This window comes from Paenibacillus sp. FJAT-27812 (genome assembly GCF_001273905.1).
In the GTDB taxonomy this organism is placed as follows: domain Bacteria; phylum Bacillota; class Bacilli; order Paenibacillales; family Paenibacillaceae; genus Pristimantibacillus.
The window spans coordinates 3,304,394-3,327,765 of record NZ_LIGH01000001.1; the positions used below are offsets into that span (position 1 = coordinate 3,304,394).

Sequence of the window (23,372 nt, forward strand, 5' to 3'; positions counted from 1 at the left end):
ACTCCTGAGTTCTGTCCCCTGCCCATGTCTACTTCGTTTCCCTATACTCGGAGGTAAGACAAATATCAAGGAGGAAACATGACATGAAGAAAACATTATCAATCGCGATTATGGTCACTCTTATGATTTCAATTTTGGCAGCATGCGGCGGGACGAATAATAACGGCAAGACGAACGAGGGCGGCAATGAGCCGGCAGCGGAAAAGGTGAAGCTCAGCCTCTGGCACAACTTTACCGGAGAAGACCTTCGAGCGCAAACGATGCGCTCGATCATCGAGCAGTTCCAGGCTGATCACCCGAACATTACGCTCGATATTCAAGCAATTCCGCCGGACGGCTACAAGACGCGTCTCAAAACGGTCGCTGCGGCAGACGAAATGCCGGATGTATTCATTTTATCGAACGGCTCCATGACACAAGAGTTTTCCGCTGGCGGACTCATTCAACCGGTGAATGAACTGATTGACAGCCACCCGGATTGGAAAGAAGGCTTCATGCCGAACTCCTTCGATGCTTTTACAGTAGACGGCAAAATCTACAGCGCTCCAATGGGCTTGTCTCCAACATCGATTCTATACTATAACAAAACGATTCTCGAGCAAAACGGCCTAACCGTTCCAAAAACATGGGATGAGCTTCTGAACGCGATCAGCGTGCTGAAAGCAAAGAAAATTACGCCAATCGCACTGGGCAACAAAGCGGCGTGGCTGGCCCAATCCAGTATTTTCAGCTCATTGGCTGATCGCGTAACGGGTACAGAATGGTTCTTGAAGGCAGCTAGCCAAGATGGCGCGGCATTTACAGATCCTGAGTTCGTACAAGCGTTAACTTACATGCAGCAGCTTGGCAATGCCGGGGCTTTCCAAGACGGCTTCAACTCTATCGACAACACGCAAATGGAGCAAATGTTTGCCCAAGGACAAGCGGCAATGATGATCGACGGCGGCTGGGCATTGTCTAATCTAGCATCAAATGCTTCTGAAGAAGCGCTTAAAGCGATGGGTGCGACGGTTCTTCCTTCGGTTCCTGGCGGCAAAGGCGACCCTAACTCCCTATCAGGCGTAGTTGGCGTAGGCATGGGTCTTGGCAAAGATGCGACAGGCGCTAAAAAAGACGCGGCATTCGAGCTTATCTATGCAATGTCCGGTCCTGACGCACAAAAACGCACGCTTGAGAGCAACCAGCTTGTCAGCTACAAAGCAGAGCTTGATAAGAGCAAAGTATCTCCGATCTTCAGCGAAGTATATGATCTGGTGAACAAAGTGAAGATGACTCCGGTATATGACGGCAAACTAACCTCCGCAGGAGCAGATGCAGTAAACAACGGTCTGCAAGAGCTGCTGATGGGCGGCAAGCCGGAAGACATAGCCAAAAAAATCCAAGAGGCACAGGCGAAAGCGTTAGGCAAGTAATCAAGCGGTTTTATTAATAAAACATAAGGGCAGCGGTTATTTCCTAGCATAGTCCGGTGGAAGAGCAGACGGCTTGGAGCTGGGCTGCATGGAAATAACCTGTCCCTTCGCTTGTTCTACGAAGCGGGTTTGCTGCAAAGATGCAAACCTTGGCTATTGCTTACGAAGTAGGTTTGCTTCGCAAACCTTGGAGGAGGAGACGAATATGTCATCATCTTTACGCACCAGAGGCTTTATCGCTATCGGACTTCTTCCGGCGCTTGCGCTGTTTATCTTTTTCGTGATCGTACCGATCCTTTGGTCGGCCTATTATGGCTTTTTCGATTGGAAGGGCATTGGTGCGATGCGGTTTATCGGATTGGATAACTATAAGGAGGTTTTGCAGGACCGGCTGTTCTGGCATTCGTTCAAAAACAACTTGCTTATCGTTGCCGCCTCCGTGTTCGGCCAAGTCCCGATTGCGCTTTTGTTATCTTTAGTTTTGCTCAAGAACGGCTGGTTCCAGAAGTTTATCCGCGCATCTATTTTTATGCCGATGGTGCTCTCATCCGTCGTAGTCGGCATCATCTGGGGTTATATTTACCATCCGCAAATCGGCGTGCTGAACTTTTTGCTCGACAGCCTTGGACTCGGCAGTTGGAAGCAGCAGTGGCTGTCTGATCCGTCAATTTCGATGTATGCCATCATGGTTCCGATTATTTGGCTTAACGTAGGACCTTATCTCATTATGTTTATTGCCGCTTTGCAAAATATACCGAGCGAAATCGACGACGCTGCCCAAATCGACGGCGCGCGCGGCTCACGCAAGCTTTTTTCGATCAAGCTGCCTATGATTTGGGACACGATTAAGGTTGCGGTAGTGCTTTGCATATCCGGCAGTCTTAAAGCGTTTGATCTGATTTATGTCATGACCGGCGGGGGACCAGCGAATTCGACTGAGCTGCTTGCCTCGTACATGTACAACAATACGTTCTCGATCTATCGTTTTGGTTACGGTAGCGCGGTATCCACGATGATTATTATCATCAGCTTGGTTCTCGTTGCAGGAAGCCAGTACCTTATGAAATCCAAAAAATAACGGAGGGGATCTTGCTTATGACTACGCCATCGATTAGCGCCGTTCAATCAGCCTCCTCCGGAGGATTAGGAACAGGTTTGCGCAAAATGAGAGGAAGCTTGTTAGCGATAGGTTTGACGATATACGCGCTTGTTACGCTCTATCCGCTCATTTGGTTGTTTATTAGCGCTTTTAAAACAAATGAAGAGTTTTATTCCCGCCCATTCGGCTTGCCGGATGTTTGGAATTGGAGCAATTACGCACGCGCTTGGAAAGTAGCCGACATGGGCACAGCGTTCATGAACTCGGTCATCGTTACGGTAACAGCGCTTGTTATTACGCTTGTAATGGGCGCGTTATGCGCTTATGTCATCTCTCGCTTTCAATTCAAAGGCAAGCTGCTCGTGATGGGGATCTTTATGCTCGGCATGCTCATTCCTATCCATAGTACATTGGTTCCGCTGTTCATTTTGATGAACAAAATTGATATTTTGAACACCTACGCGGCTTTGATCCTGCCTTACACAGCGTTTGAATTGCCGATTGCGATCTTCGTCTGTGTAGCTTATATGAACAATTTTCCGAAAGAAATTGAAGAAGCTGCGATGATCGACGGGTCAGGCTACTGGGGGATCTTTCTCCGCATGATGCTTCCGTTGTCCCTGCCGGCGCTGTCAACGGTCGGTATCCTCGCCTTCTTGAGATATTGGAATGATTTCTCCTTCGCGCTCGTATTCATCAGCGATCCAGGCTTAAAGACGCTGCCGCTCAGCCTATCCATTTTCGCGACTGGCTACTCGACAGATTACAAGCTGACGATGGCAGCCATGGCGCTTGCCGTTGTTCCGACGATCATTGTCTACCTTATATTTCAGGAGCAAGTCATGAAAGGGATGACAGCGGGAGCTGTAAAAGGTTAATCATGCAAAAGGACGGTATCGTACCCTGGCGGGGGCGGTACCGCTTTTTGTGTATTTCAGGACTGTGATTCAGGTGAGGTGGGTTTGCGGTAGCGGGAATTTGGTTTTCCGCAGCAGTAGCATGTCCGCGCCAACATCCGCTCACGCACCACAACTTAAACGAAATAATGCACCCGTCTTCTATATTAAATAGAAGCTACGCTGTAGTTTAATCAATGATAATAGCTCGAATTGATCCGAGCAGCGGGCTACAATGTAGTTAATACAATAGAAAGGCTTAAGTTGGCCGCCAGTCTTTTTTTATAAGGATCAGGAGCTTTTATCGCGAATAGATGAAAGAGCGTAACAATTACGATATAATAAGACCATTCATGCTTGGTTTAAAATATGGCATACGGGAGATATCGCAATGACGACAAATAAGGAACAAAATATACCGGTACATCTGCTGTCCGGATTTTTAGGGAGCGGCAAGACGACGCTGCTAAGAAGATTGCTTGACTACTACACGGCGCAAGGCTTGAAACCCGCCGTCATTATGAATGAGCTGGGGGATATTAATTTAGATGGTCAGCTGGTCGGCGACGAGGTGCCCATGGCGGAGATGCTAAGCGGCTGTATTTGCTGCACGATGCGCGGCGATTTGGGTATGGAGATCAGCGTGCTGATCAACGAGCATAAACCTGATGTCATTTTTATTGAATCAACGGGTGCCGCCAATCCGATGGAGACGTTGGATGGCGTAACGGAGGCGGCAATGTACAAGGCGATCGATCTGAGCAGCGTTATTACGGTAGTCGATGGGCCTGAGCTGCTGGCGCGCAGCCGCGATGGCAAAGGCCGCACGTTCAAGCTGATGCAGGAGCAAATCCGCTGCGCAACGATTTTGCTATTGAATAAGGCGGATAAGCTTGAGCCGGATCAGCTGGTGGAAGCACAGCAGCAGCTGCGCGAGCTAAACGCCCACGCTCAAATGATAGCGACCGTTCGCTGCGCGATTGACGATTGGAGCTGGCTGGAGGATGCGCAAGCAGATACACATTCGCACTTGCACCAGCAACCAGCCGTGGGAACGGGGCATAACGCCCAGCCAAATAACCATGAAGCAGACTCATGTTCAGTCACAGGCTGCACCCATCATGACCATCATCACGACCATCACCATGATGATGAACACAACCATAGCCAAACAGCCCATCATCATTCACATGACCATGTCATGGTAGTCACCCATTATTGGCGCAGTCCGGTAAGCAGCGAGGCATTTGAGTCATTGCTTCAGCGAATGCCGGCTAACATTTACCGCGCGAAGGGAATCGTGACATTTACGGATGCGCCAAGCCGGTTTCTTTTTCAATACGCGTATAAGGAATCCGACTTCATCCGAATTGATCCGCAGGGCGAAGTAAAGGACGTGGCTGTATTTATTGGAGAGCATTTCTCCAAAGCATGGCTGCTCCGGGAGCTGGAGGTTCTGGAGCAAGCGGAGCATACGGCTGATTAATAAAGTTAATCGCAATCAGATGCTGTCGAAATTGCCATTATCATGTCTATTCACGTGAATGCTTGGGCAAAATAATCCAGATGAGGCATGAAAAGCAGCCTCTGCATCACGATAGCAATGGAAAGGTGTGGCAGCAAATGATTAGAAAATGGTTTATCCCCGCCGCGGCGCTTGCCGTGCTGTTTTCGGTCGCTCCCGTGTGGGCGGCAAAATCGATAACGGCTTTGCCGAATGCTTCAATAGTCGTTCAGCACCCTAAAGAGTCCGAAATGGACAGCGAGCATAAGCATCACAAGGGAAAAATGACGCGCAAGGATTTTGAAGCGTACCGGCTAGAGAAACTGAAGGAAATGGCGACCTACTTTGGCATTCAAACCGAAGGCAAAAACGCGGAGCAGCTGAAGAAGGAAGTTGAAGCGGCAAAGCTTGCCAATAAAGATAAGTGGGAAGCGTTCAAAGCGGAGCATCAAGCGAAGCGTCTGGAGCATTTGCGCAAAATAGCCGAGGAGCATGGCATTAAAACCGAAGGCAAAACGTCGGATCAACTGCGCGAAGAGCTATACCAGCTTCATGGCGGAAAAGGCAAACGTCCTCATCGTTTAGAGGATCATGACCGCGCGATTGAAGATAACGAGGATAAACAGAAGGAAAAGAAAAACCAAGTTTAACAAGCCTAACGAAGCGCCGCTCAGTCATTGACTGGGTGGCGTTTTTTTATATGCGGGAAAGGGAAAACAGGCAGCTGGAATAACTTGCTAGAGCGCCGATTTAAAAATAGAGCCAACCGACTCTTGCGGTTAATAAGAGTAGGTGTCAAAAGTAGTTTTTTGTCGAAATATATAGTGTTTTTATCCTATCTTTATCATTGTGTTTGGTGCAAAATGTCAAGTATACTAGAACCAAATCATAATTTGACATATTGCGTCGATTATTTCGCTTTCTCCGACAACAAGGGGCTGATAGATGAGATGAGAAAGATTAGGCTAAGCATTGCGCAAAAATTAATACTGTCTCTTGGCCTGCTCGTTATTCTTTCATTTGGTATTTTGGTACCCGCCCACCTCAATAAACTATATCACTCGAATCTTCGCGAGAGCGAGCTGCTCGCCCAAACGGAATCAATGGCATACATAAATCCTTTCTCCAAAACAATGGACCAGACGATGGCAATGCTAAGCACGCTTGAAGCAACAATGCTTCAAAGGAAACAAAGCGGATTGCAAAATCGCGAATACATCGTCGATTTGCTCCAGCAGGTGCTAGAGAGGCAAGCTGAAGTGCTTGGCGTCTATACGTTATGGGAGCCAAATGCGTATGATGGGCAGGATGAGCTTAACCGCAGCAAAAACAGCTATGATGATGCAACTGGCCGATTTATACCTTACGCCGTACGCAAGGACGGGGACGGCTCCATTAAAGTTATTGCAATCGAGCATTATGAGGATAAGGTAAGCGGGAGCTTCTATCAAATTCCGAAGATAACAAAGTCCTTTTCCTTAATAGAGCCGTATTCTTATGACATAGATGGAGAGCCCGTCCTGATGATATCGCTAGTGCTGCCTATTTTGAATGAGCAAGGCGACTTTTTGGGGATAGTGGGAGCGGATATTTCATTAGAGTCGGTTCAAAAGAAAATTGAAGCATTCCGGCCGCTAGGCGGTTATGCGAGTATCGTTACGACCGAAAATAGATATTTGGCTAACGGCAGCAATCCACGGCTTGTGAACGCTCCCTATCGGCTATGGTCGGGGATCGATGAGCTTGAGGCTATGAAAGGAACGACGCTGCGGCTTGGCTATACGCCCGAAACCGGTTACGACGGAACGGTGCTTCGGATGTTTTACCCGATTCAAATCAACAATGTACTCTGGCATATTGAAACGGTTATTCCCAAGAAAAATATGCTGTCGGACTATTATAAAAGCCTTCGGGAATCGGTTTTCATAACAGCTTTTGCCCTGCTGCTTATGACGTTCGTGATGGTATTGCTTGTTCGGAAGATCATCTTGGTTAACATTAACAAGGTCGTTCAAGCAACCTATGCGATCGCCATGGGTGAAGAAGAGCATCAGCTCAGCATCAAAACGAATGATGAATTTGAATTTATGGCGAATCACTTCAATAATATGCTGGCGCAGAGGAAGGATGCGGCGCGGCTGATCGAGTACCAATCTACGCATGATTTAATGACGGGCTTGCCTAATCGCAACGCTTATCGACGTTATATGGAGGGGAAATCTGCGGAGAACGGCTGGACGCAGGGGGCAGTTGCTTTATTATTTATTGACCTTGACCGGTTCAAAATGATAAACGATACGCTCGATCATGCAATGGGCGACCACTTGCTTAAGCAGGTAGCAGAACGCATCGTGCATGCAGTTGGCAGCGAAGGACGCGTATTTTGGTTCGGGGGCGACGAGTACATTTCGCTTTTGGAGAGCGTGAATCAACTGCATCAAGTGATGCATATTGCGGAAGAAATATTGTCGGTCATAGCGAAGCCGATCAGGCTCAAGGATCGAATGTTCTACATCACGGCTAGCATCGGAATAAGCATCCATTACGAGTTCACGCCTGGCACGGCGGATCAGCTCGTGAAGGAAGCGGACATTGCGATGTATGTCGCCAAGAAGGAACGCAACACGAGCAAAATCTATGCTTCTTCCATGAATGATGTGCCCAAGAAGGAGCTTATTTTGGAGAACAGCATGTACAGGGCTTTAGAGCATGGTGAATTCATGTTGTACTATCAGCCTAAAATTGACGTAGCTACTGGAGCCATCTATGGGGCAGAAGCGTTAATACGCTGGAGGCATCCAGAGCTTGGCATGGTTTCGCCACTTGATTTTATCCCTATTGCGGAGAAGACAGGTTTTATTATTCCGCTCGGCGAATGGGTGCTTTACACCGCCTGCCAGCAAATTAGCGAATGGGAGCGGATGGGCTTGCCTTCGTTGTCGGTGAGCGTGAATATGTCGATGATTCAATTCCAGCAGAAGCAAATCGTCCATACGATTGAACGCATCATTTCTGAAGCGGGCATCCATCCCGAGCAGATCGAGCTCGAAATTACCGAGTCGATCTTCATGGACAACCCTGCGCACACGATCAAAATATTGCATGAGCTGCAGCAGCTTGGCGTTAAGCTGTCGCTTGATGATTTTGGCACCGGCTACTCGTCGTTAAGCTATTTGCAGAACATTCCGCTTCATACGCTGAAGCTCGACAAATCGTTTATCAACGGCATCGTAAGCGACTTTAAGAAGCAAATGATATTCAAATCGGTTATCGTCATCGCGCATAATTTGAATTTGAGGGTTGTGACCGAGGGCGTGGAGACGCAAGAGGAGCTGAATATTATATCCGATCATAATTGCGATGCGGTTCAAGGTTATATTTTTAGCCCGCCTGTTCCAGCGCCTAGATTCGTACAGCTTTATATGGAGCATAATAAAGAAGAAGCTTAATAGACAATCCGTCTCCCGTTTGCACGAGGAGGCGGTTTTTTTCATATCGGATCGTAAAATAAATTTTTTTGCAGAAGCTGTTACAAAATGAAGGGAGACTACGTCTTCCTTATAGCTTGAGCAAAAAACGTAAGGAGGACAACGGAATGGAACATTCGGCGCCGGATTTGTTTCGTCAACAATTTAATGAGCATTATCCGTCGGTAAGACGCAAGCTGATTGCGCTTATTCGTGATGAAGCAGCCGCTGAGGATCTCGCTCAGGAAACATTTCTAAGGCTCTACCGGACTCCACCGGATCAGCCCGAAGCAATCGGAGGCTGGCTTCATCGGGTACTGACGAGGCTTGCCTATGACTATATGGATAAGAAATCACGAGAGCGCGCACTAACGCAGAAGCAGGAGCAAAGCATGATGGCGCAGCCGCAAGCGGCTCCGTCCAATGAGGAGCAGGTTATCGACAAAGGCGAGCAGGAGCAGGTCAGGGAGTGGCTGGATACGCTGCCCGAGCGTGATAAGCAAATGCTGCTGCTGCGATATGAAGGTTATAGCTACGCGGAAATAGCCGAACAGCTTCAAATACGCCAGCCGCAGGTCGGCATGATGCTTCGCAGAGCCGGCGAGCGGCTGAAGCGGCATGCGCTCAAAGCAGAAGGCGCGATGTCTAGTGAGTAAACCTTTTAGGAGGAGTTCGAAATGACAATCAACGACGGAAATAATAAAAAAGAGCAAGAGCAAACGGCAGACGCATGGGCGCGTCTTGAGAAGCAGCTGCTCGCTTCAGAGCAATCCCCGCTTTGGGAGAAATGGGAGAAGCAGGATCAACAAAATGCTGATCTTAAAGAGCAAGGGACGCCGGCAGCAACAGGAGCTGTGCATGTACCGGTACAAGCGAGCGGTTTGATCCAGGCGCAGGAACAGATGAATGCCGTTCCGGTGGGAAGAACTCGCAATCGCGCAAGCGAGGGTGCGAATAAGCAAGGCAAGAACGGAGCAGCCCGCCGTTGGTTCAAAAGAAATGCAGGCAAGACGATCGCCGCTTGCGCCGCAGCCATCATCACGGTTGTAATCGCTACTCCCGCAACGAATGAAGCGCTAGCGGCATGGCTCAATACTTTCCGCATGGATAAGGTGATGGTCGTGCAGGAAAATGATTTGGCATCGCTTATGAACAGCTTCCTAAACGAAGGCGAGACGCTTGAAATGTCTAACCGCTTCGGCGATTTTGAACAGACGTCGCATTCGAATTGGGAGAAGCTAGCTCCTGATAAGGCTGCCAAGCAGCTAGGCTTCGCGATTCCTGCCGTAAAAGTTGCTGACGAGCAGCTTGTCGATATTTCGTCGACCTCCTCGCAGACGTTTAAATTCAGCTTGAAGGTGGATGAAATCAACGCCGCGATGCGTAAGCTAGGCGCAGATAAGCTGCTGCCTTCATCGGTAGACGGCAAGGAAATTATATTTAACACAGGCAGGGGGACACAAATCTCCTATTCGCCAAAAGACGAATCTTCCTCCCAGCAGCGCGCTTGGATAAACTATTTGGAGGCTCCGACGATTAAAGTTGATCCTTCCGTTGACGTTCAAGACGCTTTCGAGGCTGTTACTCGATTCCCGGCGCTGCCAGACCATTTGCGTAACTCGCTCATGCAAGCTTCCAGCTTGGAGGATGGCAAAATCCCGATGCCGCTCTTTACTAGTGGCGAACCGAAGAAAATTTCGCTTAAAGGCATCGATGTTTACGTGGAGCATCGTGACGGCAGTTACTCTACTGCGACGTGGCTAGAGAAGGGTTATATCGTAACAGCGGGCTTCGAGAACTACGGCGATGCCCAAAAAGTAGAATCCGCTATCGCGGAGCTGGTTCACTCATGACATTACATGCAATTGAGACGGTCAGCTTATGCAAGGATTATGGTGACGGGCGCGGCTGCCGGGATGTTACGTTAACCATTAGACAAGGGGAAGCCTTTGGCTTCCTCGGTCCTAATGGAGCAGGCAAAAGCACGATCGTCAAAATGCTCACCGGTTTAATCAAGCCTACCTCAGGTAAAGCTCAACTATTCGGCCATGCTTCAGGCACTATCGAAGCAAGGCGAAGATTGGGCTATTTGCCTGAGTTGTTTCGTTATCCGGACTGGTTAACCGGTGAAGAGGTGCTTGCTTTTCATGCGAAGTTATGTGAACTCGACCGTACGGCAGCAAAGCGGCGCATCTATCAGCTCTTGGATGAAGTGGGCATCGGCAGCCGAGGGCGAGATAAGCTCAAGGGTTATTCCAAGGGGATGCAGCAGCGGCTTGGGCTTGCATGTGCTCTGCTTGGCAATCCCGACATCGTCTTTCTTGACGAGCCGGCCTCCGCGCTTGATCCGGTAGGCAGACATGAGGTGCGGGAGCTGCTTGCCAGGCTTAAGAGCCAAGGGAAAACGATATTTCTAAATTCGCATTTGCTTGAGGATGTGGAGCATTTATGCGATACGGTCGCCCTGCTTAATAATGGACGAGTACTGGCAGAAGGCAAAGTGACGGAGGTGCTTCGTGCACAATCGAATTTTCGTTTGCGCGTCAGCGGATATACGCCGCTTGCGCCTGAACGAATCCGCCAAATGCTCGGTGCGGATGTCGTTGTTTCCGAGCAAGCGGCTGAGGATGGCTCCGTTTGGCTTGAGCTTACGCTTGAGGATGACGAGCAGATTGGATTAGTGAATTATATTCTTATCGAGCTAGGGCTCACCCTTTATGAAGTTGGAAAAACGAAGTCGCGACTTGATGAATGGTTTTTGCAAGCTGTGAATGGCCTTGAGCATAGGGGGGAACGCAGATGATCGCTGTATGGGGCTTAACGTGGAAGGAGCTTATTCGCAAACGCGTGACGCTGATGACGATCATTATGACGGTGCTGTTTTGGGTCGCTTTTTGGTTTGTCGCAGATGCTATTGCAGGTGAGAGGCAAGGGATGTCCATAGATCCATCGCTTGATTTGTTTGGCAAGTTTTTGAGCGGGGCAATGGTGCTGACGCTCGGATTTTTCTTTGGGGCGTTTGCAGTATCTTTTCTGGCTATATTCAGCTCTGTTGCCGCTGTGACCGGTGAAGCGGAGCAAGGGGTGCTGCAATCGGTGCTGGCAAGGCCTATTAAGCGCTCGAGATGGTTTATGGGAAGATGGCTTGGTTTTGTTACTTATGGTGCCATATACGCATTGCTATTATTTGTCTCCATCATTTCGATTTGCTGGTTCGAGACAGGCGTGATATTCGAACTAACCGTACTGTTAAAATCGTTTGCATTATTTGCTTCAGTTGTGCCGCTACTAGTTACGATGACGATGGTTGGCTCTTGCTATCTAAGTCCTTTAGGCAATGGGATCAGTATGACGATGCTGTTTGGAATGGGGTGGCTGGGAAGCACCATCAGTCGTCTTATGGGCGCTGGGAACGTTGAGTTAAAGGGGGTACAGACGATTGAGACGATTTCGGGCTTGATTAAGATGGTGATGCCTGCCGATGCTCTGCAGCAGCGGATGTTAAGCGAGCTGTTCTCGATTTCGGAGCTCAGCGGCCTCATTAACATTAACCGGGATCTCAGCACTTTTTCGATTAGCGGAGCGCCATCAAATTCCTTTTTAATCTATGTTGTCATCTATGCGGCTGCCCTGCTTGCTTTAGGCTTATTCGTTATGAAACGAAAAGACTTTTAAATCATGCTGCCCCCAGAATAAACGGGAGGCAGCATGATCGATTTAGATCGTCCACTGGGAGTGGACGATGGCACTTACATACCAAGCTCCGTTTAACTCCTCAAGCACAAGTGTAAGGCTTTCCCAGTCCATGCCCTCATATTGGGGATCGAAGCCGCTGAAATAATAATCCATGATATAGCTATTCGGAAATACTTCCTTAATATTGACGACCGTGTTACCGGTTCCCTTGATTTGATCAACGCCAACGGCTTCCGGCTCAGCAAAATTTTTATCATAAACAAACTTGTCATAATACTGCTTAAAGGTAAGCTTTATCGGCTCGCCAGAGCCGTCGTAGGCGCCCCATTGGTAGAGAGTTGCATCCGTTAAAGCGGGCAATTTTGCAGCTGGGAATACTTTGGCTGTAGCAGTATCAATATGTGCATAGGGCGAGAATAATAGTCCTTTATCAGGATGAACATAAGAGGAGAGCTTAGCCATGTCAGCATCTTTCAATGCCAAGATAACGGCGTTCGCCGCATCTTTTGGCGTTTTGGCTTGTACATGTCCATCATCTTTAACTTTGTCGTTGCTGGTGGGTGTCGGCTTAGCGGTATCGGTGCTTTGATTTTGACCGGTATTTTGGTTTGCGTTCGTACTGCAGGCAGATAGAAGCAGCACAAGCGCGAAAACAGCTATCCACTTATACATAGTGATTCCTCCCCTTGTTGATTCGTTTTTAGCGTCTTCATAAAGTCTGACGTGTTTGGCTTGCAAAAGTTGCATAGGTACTTGTCGTATCTATTGATGTCTGCTAAACTGTAAATGTTATTTAGTAAATTTATTAACTAAACACGGAGTGTGGAATGGCAACGATAAAAGATATTGCGCAGAAGGCGGGCGTTTCGGCTGCTACCGTATCGCGGGTTTTGAACAACGATGTGACCTTGGCAGTTAGCGAGGAAACGCGAACACGTATTTTTAGTATTGCCGAGCAGCTGCAATATAAGCCTTCCAGGCTGCGGAGAATGAAAAAAGAGGAGCAGCTCTCTCGTCAGCAAATCGGCCTTCTTATGTGGTCCACGCTAGAGGATGAACATGAGGACCCGTATTTTACTTCGATTCGCAAAGGAATCGAAACGCGCTGCGAGGAGCTTGGCATCAGCATCATTAAAGTGCTGCGAGGCAACAGCCGCGTAGAAATGCAGCCCGTGCACGAGCTGGATGGTTTGATCGTCGTCGGATCGATCGAAGAAGATGACGTGCGTCAATTGTACAATAACGGCAATCGAGTTGTTTTTGTCAACCATTCGAACGAGCTGAACGAATACGATACGGTTAAACTTCATTTTGAACAAGCAACTAGAGCGGTTATTACACATCTTAGAGAACTAGGGCATGAAAAAATAGGCTACATTGGCGGCAATGAATGCGTGCACCGATTGAGCAGCCATTATGAAGCAACGGAAAACGACGAGCCGCGGCGCGTGTTTTTTGAGAAGGCGCTGCGCGAGCAGGGGATTTATGACGAGAGCTATGTCTTGAAGGCATATTGGTCCTCCAATAGCGGCTATGAAGCGATGAACCGTCTGCTTGAGCAAAGCTCGCTGCCTACCGCTTGCTTTATCGGAAGTGATCCCATGGCAGTCGGCGCGCTTCGGGCGCTCCATGAGCACGGAATTAAAGTGCCTGAGGATATGGCGATCGTCGGCTTTGACGATATCGAAATTTCCGCTTATCTGAATCCGCCGCTAACAACCGTTCGCGCGCATACGGAGCATATGGGCAAAGCGGCGGTGCAGCTGCTGCTTGAGCGAATCGAAGGGCGGGAAGCGGCGATTCACCTGACGATCAACACGACGCTCATCGTTCGGGAAAGCTGCGGGAGCTCGTTGAAGGCTTCGGAGTAAGGGGAACGGCGCAGGTGTAAAGCGCCAGCTGTTCTTCTCGATTAAGGAGTCAATTAGGCGAAAGCAGCAGAAGAACCACTCGTTATGCTGAGCAGGCATATGAGTAATTTGTTTGAAGAGTAACGGACCTTGGTGGTCAAGCGAAGTTAACGGGAAAAGCTCCATCTAATTATCCTGATTCGGGTGTTAAACAAGCAATTAGCAGGAAAACCTCACGTTAATCTGAGCAAAAACACGCCAATTTGTTGAAATGCAGCAGATTAACGGGAGTAATTCCCTCTAAACCGAAAAAACAGCCTTTTGCCTCAAAAATAGCAGGAGTTTTTCCTGTTAATTTGATGTAGAGCAAATGCGCGAGCATGGAGACTAGTTTTGATCAGGTTTGTTTGTAGAGGGAAGATCAATTCCATTACCGAAAAGGCTTACAAAAGCCAATTTTCTTCATTAGTTTTATCGCAAAGGCTTACAAAACGCATCATCTCAGCAACTCTCATCAATGCTCACAAATCATCTTACCCACACACTTTTAGGAGGTAATTATTTTGACTATTCAATATGATCAGCAGCGTTCGTTATTTCACTTGCAATCGAAGGATACGAGTTATGTCATCCATATCACGAAAACAGGTTATCCTGCACATGTATACTGGGGCAAAAAGGTACGCGGCGTACAGATGGACCGTTTATTTGAACTGGCAAGCCGCGCATCCTTCACGCCAAGCACGGAGCTTGACCAGTTGGAATTATCGCTCGACACGCTTCCGCATGAGTATCCCGCATATGGCAACTCCGACTTCCGGATGCCTGCATTTCAAGTGAAGCTGCCTAACGGCACAACCGTAACGGATTTGCGTTATGAATCGTATCAAATCATCGCGGGCAAACCAGCGCTTGCCGGACTGCCGGCTACGTATGTAGAAAACGAATCCGAAGCGCAAACGCTGGAAATTACGCTCAAGGATGACCTAACGGGCTTGTCGGTTATTTTGTCTTATACGGTATTTGAAGATTTTGATGCGATTGCCCGTTCGGCTAGAATCGTCAACAACGGAGCGAGCACACTGCAGCTGCAGCGCGCGTTCAGTATGAGCCTCGATTTTGTGCACGACAAATTTGAAATGCTTCAGCTCTCAGGCGCATGGATCCGCGAGCGTCATATTCATAGGCGCGCACTCGTGCCTGGCTTGCAGTCCATCGAGAGCCGCCGCGGCTCAAGCAGCCATATGCAAAATCCTTTTGTCGCGCTGCTTTCAGAAGGCTCAACAGAGGATCATGGCGACGTATACGGGGTGAACCTTGTATATAGCGGTAACTTCACAGCCGGCGTAGAGGTGGATCAATTCCATTCCGCGCGTCTATTCATCGGCATTAACCCGTTTGACTTCAACTGGCAGCTGGAGCCGGGCGAGCAATTCCAGACGCCTGAGGCGGTAATGGTTCATTCCGAGCACGGGCTTGGCGGCATGTCGCGCAGCTTCCATGACTTCTACCGCGCACGCCTGATTCGCGGTACGTTCCGTGACCAAACGCGTCCGATTCTCGTTAATAACTGGGAAGCGACGTACTTCAACTTTAACGCGGATAAAATCGAAGATATCGCCCGCGCGGGCCAAGAGCTTGGCATCGAGCTGTTCGTGCTGGATGACGGCTGGTTCGGAAAACGCGACAACGATACCACTTCGCTTGGCGATTGGTTCGTAGACCGTAATAAGCTGCCAAACGGCTTAGAAGATTTGGTCAGCCGCGTGAAGCGTCTCGATATGCAGTTCGGCTTATGGTTCGAGCCGGAGATGATCTCGCCGGAGAGCGAGCTGTACAAAGCGCATCCGGACTGGTGCTTGCATATTGAAGGGCGCAGACGCACGCAAGCGAGACAACAGCTTATTCTTGATTTGTCGCGCAAGGATGTGCAGGAGTATATCGTGAAGTCAATTTCGGATATTCTTTCAAGCGCGCCGATTACGTACGTGAAATGGGATATGAACCGCAATATGACCGAGATCGGCTCGGCTCTTCTGCCTGCAGAGCGTCAACGCGAGACCGCTCACCGGTATATGCTTGGCCTTTATGCGGTGCTTGAGGAAATCACGTCATCGTTCCCTGATGTACTGTTCGAGAGCTGCTCAGGCGGCGGCGGCCGCTTCGACGCGGGTATGCTGCATTACATGCCGCAAACCTGGACAAGCGACAACTCGGATGCGGTATCCCGTTTGAAAATTCAGTACGGCACGAGCATCGTATACCCGGTAAGCTCGATGGGCGCTCATGTGTCCGCAGTGCCAAATCATCAGGTTGGCCGCATCACTTCGCTTGCGACGAGAGGAAATGTCGCGTTGTCAGGCAACTTCGGCTATGAGCTTGATTTGACTCAGTTCACGGAAGAGGAAAAAAGCGAGGTTAAGGAGCAGGTAGCATTGTACAAAGACGTGCGCCATCTCGTGCAATTCGGCGATTTTTACCGTCTGCTTAGTCCGTTCGAAGGCAATGAAACCGCTTGGATGTTCGTATCCAAGGATCAAAGCGAAGCGTTTGTTGTGTTCGTATCTGTCCTGCAAGAGCCGAATCCGATGCTTAACCGCTTCTGCCTAAAAGGTCTGGATCCGAATCGCGATTACAAGCTAATTGGCGAAGAAACCGTTTACGGCGGCGATCAGCTGCTTTATGCTGGCCTAGCTACACCGCAATTTAATGGCGACTTCTCGAGCAAGGTGTATCGTTTCCGCGCAGTAGAGTAAAGCTGGAGCTTATCTGCCGCTGATAATCGTTAAAGAGGGCATCCCGGAAGTGAATTCAACTTCCGGGATGCCCCTTTTTGTTACGTATGTAACTTTTGTATCGGCTAATTCATCGATGTAGCCGTTGAAGCTGCCGCAGCGATAAATATAATGGCAATGATGGCATAAATGACAAGAACGATAGCAGCCCAAATCAAGGACGCTTTAAAATAGTTCTTTTTGGTAGGATTGCCTTCCCCGAACGCCCATACGAACATCATGATGACGTTTACGACCGGAATGATCATAATAAGCGTAGTAAGCATCCATTCTTTTACTGTAATGACGGGTGAAACAGGCTGCTGCGGGTTATAGTCGTAGCTAGGCACACCTGTATTAATTTGAGGCGGTTGGTACTGATCCATTCATCTCTCTCCTTTGATCTGTTGTTTCTGTAACAATTTGTTCACAAATTTATTATATATAAATTCCTAATGTTTACAACCCTAATTTTTGTAAAATAAGATGTTTTTTAAATTATTGACCAGATTGTCTTAAATTATATAAGAAAATAAAAACGGATAATGTCGAATCTAGCTATAGTCTATTATTCTAGTAAACATAAATTTTACAGTATTAATAGTGATTATACAGTTGATAAAAAACCATTGCCCTTGACGTAGCGTCAAGGGTTATACTCAATTCCATAGGAGGGATAAAGTTGTGGAAAATCATACTCTTTACGCAATTGGCGCATTCGCGAAGCTTACCGCAGTAACGGAGAGGACGCTCCGATACTACGATCGCAAGGGGCTGCTGAAGCCATCGAGCCGGAATGAGTACGGGCATCGTTTTTATACCGATAAGGACTTAATTCAGCTGCAAAAAATATTGACGCTAAAATATTTGGACTTCTCGCTGGAGGACATCGCTGCTTATTTGGCAAGGCCGGAGGAGGATATGCAGCAATCGCTTGCCTCGCAATACGAGATGCTTCAAAAAAAGCAGCAGCATTTGGAGCGTGTGCTGGAGACGATTGGACGCATGCAAAGGATCAGTGAGGGAGCAGGCAAAATCGATAGCGATTTGCTGCTCGTGTTTATTCATTATATTCAGTATGAGGAGCATCAGAAGCAGTGGCTGTCGCAAAAAATGCCTTCCTCCTTCGTTGATGCCTTATTCATGGAAGGCATGGCGCCTGAGCAACGGCTGGAAATGGAGCGCAGATTAACAGCTATCGTCATGGAGCTTAAGCAGTACTATAAGCAAGGGAAACAACCGCTTGACGAAGAAGTGCTTGCATGCGGGAGAAGGCTGGTTTCCCTCTTGGAGGAGCTTCTAAGCCCTGTATTTGAAGGGCTAAACGAAGCGGAGCTTGCCCAAATCGAGGTGCTCGATGATGCTGCGCAGCCGATGGACCCGATATTGTTTCCTAACGCGTTCACGAAGGAGGAAGAAGCCTTTTTGACCAAAGCATTCGACCATCTGGAGGCTGCAAAAAAGATCAAGGAGGGCAAAACGAATGAGTGATAATCATGCCGATGCGCAGAAAATGCAAGCAGCCGTCAGCCTGCCGCAATTTTTCAAGCTGATTGCGAAGCATAAACCGGCTTCTATTTTGATAACGGCCGCGATCGCGTTAGGGCTCGGCGAGACGCTGCTGTCGCTCCTTATTCCATTGCTGACTAAGAATCTRGTCGATGAGCTGTCGCAATCCGCGGTCCAGACCGCTACGTTTGTCATGCTTGGAGCGGTTTTTCTGGCACAGACGATTTTGTCAGGCTTCTCCGTTTACACGATGTCTTACGTAGGCCAGCATGTGATTGCCGGCTTGCGGCGCGAGTTGTGGGAGCGGGTGTTAAAGCTGCCCGTACCGTTCTTCGACCGCAACAATTCAGGCGAAACGATGAGCCGGGTGACTAACGATACGAATGTGATCAAAGATTTTATAATCGGCCATGTCATCTCGTTTCTAGGCGGCATTATTTCGATAATAGGCGGCGTGACTTTACTGTTGCTGATAGATTGGAAGCTGACGCTGCTTATGCTTATTGCCGTTCCGGCCGCGCTGCTTATTTTATGGCCGCTCGGCACCAAAATGTTTAAGGTGTCCAAATCGATGCAGGATGAGACGGCGTTGTTCCAAGGCGATCTGGGCCGGGTGCTGTCCGATATCCGCTTAGTGAAGGCTTCGCTGGCGGAGCCTGTGGAGCAGCGTCAAGGAGCTTTTCGCATCTCGCGATTGTTTACATTCGGCCTGCAGGAAGCCAAAATTTTGTCCGTCGTCACTCCGCTTATGATGACCGTCATGCTGCTCATTCTTGTCATCTTAATCGGATATGGCGGGGTTCGCGTAGCGCAAGGCACCTTAACGGGCGGTGAGTTGGTCGCCATTATTTTATACATGTTCCAAATCGTAATGCCGTTTACGCAAATGGCGTCCTTCTTTACGCAATTCCAAAAAGCGATGGGAGCGTCTGAAAGAATTTTGGAGCTGCTGAACGAGAGGGAGGAACAATCTGGCGAGGAAATGCCAGAGGCAGCCAAGCCGCATGCGAAGGCTCAAACAGCTGCCTCCTTTATCGGCTTTGATCGGGTAAGCTTCGGCTATTCGGACGACCGGCCGCTGCTGCATTCGCTCTCCTTCCAAGTAGAGCAAGGACAAGTAACGGCGTTTGTAGGTCCGAGCGGTACCGGCAAGACGACACTATTCTCGCTGCTTGAGCGATTTTACATGCCGACTGAGGGAGAGATCACGTACGGCGGGCAACCGATTGCCGCCATGCGGCTCGAGGATTGGCGCAAACGGATCGCCTACGTATCGCAGGATAGTCCGATGATGCAGGGTACGATTCGGCATAATCTCACCTATGGACTGGGGCATGTAGAAGATGATCGTATGAACGAGGCGGTGCGGCAGGCGAATTTGACGTCTTTTATACATTCGCTGCCAGACGGCTATGAGTCAGAGGTTGGTGAAAGAGGCGTTATGCTGTCTGGCGGCCAGCGTCAGCGGCTTGCAATAGCGCGGGCTATTTTGCGAAACCCGGATATTTTGCTGCTGGACGAAGCTACTGCCCATCTAGACAGCGATTCCGAGCAGCAGGTGCAGGAGGCTCTTCAAGGCTTAATGAAGGCGAGAACGACGCTTGTTATCGCTCATCGCCTTTCGACCATTCGTGGTGCGGACCAAATTATCGTGCTGGAGAAAGGCGAAATTTCCGGCCAAGGCTCCCACGCCGAGCTGCTTGCAGGCCACGCTTTGTATGCCAAGCTTGTTCAGCAGCAGTTTAATGTCGAGCAATAGGGCAGCATGTTCGTTAGGATTTTGGGCAGATGGAATTATAAGTCAATGAAAGGGTTTACAAAAATAGATCTGCTAGGTATAATACGAAACAAGTGAATAGCGTTAGCTGTGAGAAACGGAGAACAGCCATTATTATGCAATTGCGAGTGTCCTATTTAGGAGCATTCGCAGCGGCTAATGATGGCTGTTTATTTTTTTTCGGGGGTGATGTAGCCGTTATTTGAGATTTATTTCATGTATGTCTAGCCAAAAGAGTATGTTCTTCTACTTATTACTTACAATATGGGGGTCAACACGATGTCATCTTTTATGGCGGAAACCGTTGGAACGGCGTTATTGATTTTATTAGGCAACGGTGTAGTAGCTGGCGTGTTATTAAGGAAATCGAAAGCGGAAAATTCAGGCTGGATCGTCATTACATTAGCTTGGGGACTAGCCGTTGCCGTAGCGGCATATTCTGTAGGAGGCTTTAGCGGAGCGCATTTAAATCCAGCTTTAACGATTGCGCTTGCGGTGGCAGGGAAATTCGAATGGAGTCTAGTGCCGGGTTATATTTTTGCGCAGTTGATAGGGGCATTTTTGGGTTCAGTCTTGGTATGGCTTCATTACCTGCCCCACTGGAAAGAGACGCAAAGCAGCGAGCTCAAGCTGGCGGTATTTGCGACGGGCCCGGCTATTCGGAATTTTGGAGCCAATCTGGTCAGCGAAATCATCGGTACATTCGTCCTTGTGATGGCGATCATGGCAATCGGGGCTAATCGTATCACGGATGGCCTTGCACCGCTTATTGTCGGATTTTTGGTCGTCGTTATCGGCCTTTCATTGGGAGGAACAACGGGCTATGCGATAAACCCGGCACGCGACCTGGGCCCAAGAATTGCGCATTTTGTTCTGCCGATTGCCGGCAAAGGCTCCTCCGATTGGCGTTACGCATTTGTCCCGGTCGTTGGCCCCGTTGTGGGAGGCGTGCTTGCTGCAATCTTCTATACATCCGTATTTGTTGGTTAATAAGCAATGATAAAAATAGGAGGTTTTTAGGATGGAAAAAAAATACGTGCTTGCACTCGATCAAGGAACGACCAGCTCTCGGGCGATTTTGTTCGACCGTGAAGGCAACAACGTAGGGACGGCCCAAAAAGAATTTACGCAAATTTACCCAAGAGCAGGCTGGGTTGAGCATGATGCGATGGAGATTTGGGGAACGCAAAGCGGCGTAGCCCGCGAAGTGCTTGAAACCGCAGGTGTCAGTCCGCAGGAAATCGTCTCGATCGGGATTACGAACCAAAGGGAAACGACGATCGTATGGGACAAAAACACAGGCAAACCCGTCTATAACGCAATCGTGTGGCAGGACCGAAGAACGGCTGGCATTTGCGATGGCTTGAAGGAAAAAGGGTTTGAGGCATATATTCGGGAAAATACCGGGCTCGTCGTGGACGCTTATTTCTCTGGAACGAAGGTGAAATGGATTTTAGACCATGTCGATGGTGCGAGGGAGAAAGCGGAGAGAGGCGAGCTGTTATTCGGAACGGTGGATACTTGGCTGATCTGGAAATTGACAAGAGGGCAGGTCCACGCGACGGATTACACGAATGCATCCCGCACGATGCTTTATAATATTATGAATTTGAGCTGGGATGAAAAGCTGCTTGCGGAGCTGAACATTCCGCCATCCATGCTGCCTGAAGTCAAACCTTCCGTTGGCCTATATGGCGTCACGGACCCGCAGACGTTTGGAGGAGCGGAAATTCCGATTGCCGGCGTTGCGGGGGATCAGCAAGCGGCGCTATTTGGCCAGACCTGCTTTGAGTCCGGGATGGCCAAAAACACATACGGCACAGGCTGCTTTATGTTAATGAACACTGGCACAAAAGCGGTAGCTTCCCAATCGGGCTTGCTGACAACGATCGCTTGGGGGATGGACGGTAAAGTGGAATATGCGCTGGAGGGAAGCATTTTTATCGCGGGAGCAGCGATCCAGTGGCTTCGCGACGGGCTGAAGCTGTTTGATTCCGCATCGGATTCCGAGTATTACGCAGGAAAAGTGGCGGACACCGATGGCGTATATGTGGTGCCGGCGTTTGCGGGGCTCGGAGCACCCTATTGGGATATGTATGCAAGGGGAGCGATGTTCGGCTTAACGCGCGGGACGAAAAAAGAGCATATCGTTCGGGCTACGCTCGACTCCATGGCTTACCAGACCAAAGATGTGCTTGGCGCGATGGAGAGCGATTCCGGCCTTAAGCTGCAGTCCTTGCGCGTGGATGGCGGAGCTACGGCTAATCGTTTATTGATGCAGTTCCAGGCAGATATACTGGGCGTGCCAGTGCAAAGACCGGAGGTTACGGAGTCTACTGCGCTAGGAGCAGCTTATATGGCGGGGATAGCGGTAGGCTTCTGGGACAAATCAGAAATCGCAGAGCGGGCAAGCGGCATGGCAACCTTCGAGCCGTCAATGGAGGAAGCGGTTCGCAGCAGGCTGTATAAAGGCTGGAAGAAGGCAGTGAAACGGACGATGGAGTGGGAGAAAGAGGAGGAATAGAAGCTCCTAAGGATAGGTCGCGGCGTTAGCCTAACAAAATAAAATGACAAATTTTATAGAATTAGTCTATAATTTAGTTCGTGAAGCTAGCTTCCCATTCAGGAATTAGACCATGCTAGCTAGGAGGGAAGCTATGATAAAAGATACCGTTATTCCGGCCGTACGAGGCTTTAAGGAGCTCGAGAAAGCTTTGGCATCGCCGCAAGAGGTCATTTTTTTGCTGGAAGGCGAACTGATCCAATTGCAAAGCATCGTACAATGCGTTAAAAGCGCCAACAAAAAAATATATCTCCACTTGGACATGGTGAGAGGAATTAAGGACGACGAGGCCTCGATTCATTTTTTGTCAAAAAGCATCAAGATCGACGGAGTGATCAGTACGAGAACCTCGTCCTTAATGAATGCCAAGAAATACGGGCTGAGTGCCATACAACGCGGGTTCATCATCGATTCTCACGCCATGAAGACGATTATTAATTCTGCTAAGCAAATAAAGCCTGATTATATTGAAATTATGCCTAGCTTCTCGCATCCGAAAATAGAGGCCATCAAGAAAGAGACCGGAGTCGATATTATTTTGGGCGGATTCATCGAGAAAAAGGAGGATCTCCCCGTCTTATTTGGCGCAGGAGCTGTAGCTGTATCGACAAGCCGAATGGAACTATGGAATTTAAAATGAACATTGAATATCATTAGGGGCTGTCGCTTAAGTAGATTCATCTACGAAGGGGCAGCCCCTTCTGCTTATTCGGAACAAAGGCTTGCCTGCTCTCGCTAATTGCGTCCGATAAGCTATACTCAATACAACAAATGCTTTTTGACATCAGTCATACATCATTTATTTTTGTTAAAGGTGGGATTAGG

General features: G+C 48.8%; 19 protein-coding genes. 17 read left to right on the forward strand and 2 right to left on the reverse strand.

From position 1 onward, the window contains the following. Window positions 1-83: 83 nt before the first annotated feature. The 10 genes from ADU23_RS13875 (at window position 84) to ADU23_RS13920 (ending at window position 12,053) form a co-directional block, all read left to right on the forward strand. The gene (locus ADU23_RS13875) at window positions 84-1,412 is read left to right on the forward strand and encodes an extracellular solute-binding protein (protein WP_053374283.1); all 1,329 of its coding nucleotides are present in this window, start codon (window positions 84-86) and stop codon (window positions 1,410-1,412) included. Window positions 1,413-1,617: 205 nt separating this feature from the next. After that, the gene (locus tag ADU23_RS13880; protein ID WP_053374284.1) at window positions 1,618-2,490 is read left to right on the forward strand and encodes a carbohydrate ABC transporter permease; all 873 of its coding nucleotides are present in this window, start codon (window positions 1,618-1,620) and stop codon (window positions 2,488-2,490) included. Between the two features lie 17 nt (window positions 2,491-2,507). Then, complete coding sequence (locus ADU23_RS13885) at window positions 2,508-3,389, forward strand: carbohydrate ABC transporter permease (RefSeq protein ID WP_082311092.1); 882 nt, start codon at window positions 2,508-2,510, stop codon at window positions 3,387-3,389. 409 nt (window positions 3,390-3,798) lie between these two features. Continuing rightward, entirely contained in the window at window positions 3,799-4,893 is a 1,095-nt protein-coding gene (locus tag ADU23_RS13890) for a CobW family GTP-binding protein (RefSeq protein WP_053374285.1), read from the forward strand. A 137-nt stretch (window positions 4,894-5,030) separates the two neighbouring features. Further along, a complete protein-coding gene (locus tag ADU23_RS13895; RefSeq protein WP_053374286.1) occupies window positions 5,031-5,561 on the forward strand; it encodes a hypothetical protein in 531 nt (176 codons plus the stop codon). Window positions 5,562-5,861: 300 nt separating this feature from the next. Then, on the forward strand, window positions 5,862-8,360 hold the full coding sequence (locus ADU23_RS13900) for an EAL domain-containing protein (protein ID WP_053374287.1): 2,499 nt from the start codon (window positions 5,862-5,864) through the stop codon (window positions 8,358-8,360). A 146-nt stretch (window positions 8,361-8,506) separates the two neighbouring features. Beyond that, window positions 8,507-9,034, forward strand: a complete 528-nt coding sequence (locus tag ADU23_RS13905) for a sigma-70 family RNA polymerase sigma factor (protein WP_053374288.1) — start codon at window positions 8,507-8,509, stop codon at window positions 9,032-9,034. A gap of 21 nt (window positions 9,035-9,055) precedes the next feature. Then, window positions 9,056-10,231, forward strand: a complete 1,176-nt coding sequence (locus ADU23_RS13910) for a hypothetical protein (RefSeq protein WP_053374289.1) — start codon at window positions 9,056-9,058, stop codon at window positions 10,229-10,231. Beyond that, complete coding sequence (locus ADU23_RS13915; protein WP_053374290.1) at window positions 10,228-11,181, forward strand: ABC transporter ATP-binding protein; 954 nt, start codon at window positions 10,228-10,230, stop codon at window positions 11,179-11,181. The genes ADU23_RS13910 and ADU23_RS13915 overlap by 4 nt, the downstream gene beginning before the upstream one ends. Continuing rightward, complete coding sequence (locus tag ADU23_RS13920; RefSeq protein WP_053374291.1) at window positions 11,178-12,053, forward strand: hypothetical protein; 876 nt, start codon at window positions 11,178-11,180, stop codon at window positions 12,051-12,053. The genes ADU23_RS13915 and ADU23_RS13920 overlap by 4 nt, the downstream gene beginning before the upstream one ends. Window positions 12,054-12,095: 42 nt before the next feature. Here the strand turns inward: ADU23_RS13920 and ADU23_RS13925 are convergent, their stop codons facing one another. After that, complete coding sequence (locus ADU23_RS13925) at window positions 12,096-12,746, reverse strand: hypothetical protein (protein WP_053374292.1); 651 nt, start codon at window positions 12,744-12,746, stop codon at window positions 12,096-12,098. A gap of 155 nt (window positions 12,747-12,901) precedes the next feature. Here ADU23_RS13925 and ADU23_RS13930 point away from each other — a divergent pair, with 155 nt between their 5' ends. Continuing rightward, window positions 12,902-13,945, forward strand: coding sequence for a LacI family DNA-binding transcriptional regulator (locus ADU23_RS13930; RefSeq protein WP_053374293.1), 1,044 nt, complete (start codon window positions 12,902-12,904; stop codon window positions 13,943-13,945). 542 nt (window positions 13,946-14,487) lie between these two features. Then, window positions 14,488-16,680, forward strand: a complete 2,193-nt coding sequence (locus ADU23_RS13935) for an alpha-galactosidase (protein ID WP_053374294.1) — start codon at window positions 14,488-14,490, stop codon at window positions 16,678-16,680. 104 nt (window positions 16,681-16,784) lie between these two features. Here ADU23_RS13935 and ADU23_RS13940 read toward each other — a convergent pair whose 3' ends face one another. After that, complete coding sequence (locus tag ADU23_RS13940) at window positions 16,785-17,084, reverse strand: hypothetical protein (RefSeq protein ID WP_231637375.1); 300 nt, start codon at window positions 17,082-17,084, stop codon at window positions 16,785-16,787. 298 nt (window positions 17,085-17,382) lie between these two features. Between ADU23_RS13940 and ADU23_RS13945 the strand changes: the two genes are divergently transcribed. The 5 genes from ADU23_RS13945 to ADU23_RS13965 all read left to right on the forward strand — a co-directional run bounded on the left by ADU23_RS13945 (window position 17,383) and on the right by ADU23_RS13965 (window position 23,187). Next, window positions 17,383-18,189, forward strand: a complete 807-nt coding sequence (locus ADU23_RS13945) for a MerR family transcriptional regulator (protein WP_053374295.1) — start codon at window positions 17,383-17,385, stop codon at window positions 18,187-18,189. Next, on the forward strand, window positions 18,182-19,966 hold the full coding sequence (locus ADU23_RS13950) for an ABC transporter ATP-binding protein (protein ID WP_157265778.1): 1,785 nt from the start codon (window positions 18,182-18,184) through the stop codon (window positions 19,964-19,966). Before ADU23_RS13945 ends, ADU23_RS13950 begins: the two co-directional genes overlap by 8 nt. A 297-nt stretch (window positions 19,967-20,263) precedes the next feature. Then, window positions 20,264-20,974, forward strand: a complete 711-nt coding sequence (locus tag ADU23_RS13955) for an MIP/aquaporin family protein (protein ID WP_053374296.1) — start codon at window positions 20,264-20,266, stop codon at window positions 20,972-20,974. Between the two features lie 31 nt (window positions 20,975-21,005). Next, on the forward strand, window positions 21,006-22,508 hold the full coding sequence (gene glpK, locus ADU23_RS13960; protein WP_053374297.1) for a glycerol kinase GlpK: 1,503 nt from the start codon (window positions 21,006-21,008) through the stop codon (window positions 22,506-22,508). A 133-nt stretch (window positions 22,509-22,641) separates the two neighbouring features. Further along, window positions 22,642-23,187, forward strand: coding sequence for a glycerol-3-phosphate responsive antiterminator (locus tag ADU23_RS13965; RefSeq protein ID WP_053374298.1), 546 nt, complete (start codon window positions 22,642-22,644; stop codon window positions 23,185-23,187). The last annotated feature ends 185 nt before the right edge of the window (window positions 23,188-23,372 follow it).

Bases quoted from the DNA above. Each gene is read 5' to 3' on its own strand.
- ADU23_RS13885 (WP_082311092.1), top strand. From the start codon at position 2,508: ATGACTACGCCATCGATTAGCGCCGTTCAATCAGCCTCCTCCGGAGGA.
- ADU23_RS13965 (WP_053374298.1), top strand. From the start codon at position 22,642: ATGATAAAAGATACCGTTATTCCGGCCGTACGAGGCTTTAAGGAGCTC.
- ADU23_RS13915 (WP_053374290.1), top strand. From the start codon at position 10,228: ATGACATTACATGCAATTGAGACGGTCAGCTTATGCAAGGATTATGGT.
- ADU23_RS13895 (WP_053374286.1), top strand. From the start codon at position 5,031: ATGATTAGAAAATGGTTTATCCCCGCCGCGGCGCTTGCCGTGCTGTTT.
- ADU23_RS13920 (WP_053374291.1), top strand. From the start codon at position 11,178: ATGATCGCTGTATGGGGCTTAACGTGGAAGGAGCTTATTCGCAAACGC.
- ADU23_RS13930 (WP_053374293.1), top strand. From the start codon at position 12,902: ATGGCAACGATAAAAGATATTGCGCAGAAGGCGGGCGTTTCGGCTGCT.
- ADU23_RS13880 (WP_053374284.1), top strand. From the start codon at position 1,618: ATGTCATCATCTTTACGCACCAGAGGCTTTATCGCTATCGGACTTCTT.
- ADU23_RS13905 (WP_053374288.1), top strand. From the start codon at position 8,507: ATGGAACATTCGGCGCCGGATTTGTTTCGTCAACAATTTAATGAGCAT.
- ADU23_RS13955 (WP_053374296.1), top strand. From the start codon at position 20,264: ATGTCATCTTTTATGGCGGAAACCGTTGGAACGGCGTTATTGATTTTA.
- ADU23_RS13910 (WP_053374289.1), top strand. From the start codon at position 9,056: ATGACAATCAACGACGGAAATAATAAAAAAGAGCAAGAGCAAACGGCA.
- ADU23_RS13875 (WP_053374283.1), top strand. From the start codon at position 84: ATGAAGAAAACATTATCAATCGCGATTATGGTCACTCTTATGATTTCA.
- ADU23_RS13890 (WP_053374285.1), top strand. From the start codon at position 3,799: ATGACGACAAATAAGGAACAAAATATACCGGTACATCTGCTGTCCGGA.
- glpK (WP_053374297.1), top strand. From the start codon at position 21,006: ATGGAAAAAAAATACGTGCTTGCACTCGATCAAGGAACGACCAGCTCT.
- ADU23_RS13925 (WP_053374292.1), bottom strand. From the start codon at position 12,746: ATGTATAAGTGGATAGCTGTTTTCGCGCTTGTGCTGCTTCTATCTGCC.
- ADU23_RS13900 (WP_053374287.1), top strand. From the start codon at position 5,862: ATGAGAAAGATTAGGCTAAGCATTGCGCAAAAATTAATACTGTCTCTT.
- ADU23_RS13940 (WP_231637375.1), bottom strand. From the start codon at position 17,084: ATGGATCAGTACCAACCGCCTCAAATTAATACAGGTGTGCCTAGCTAC.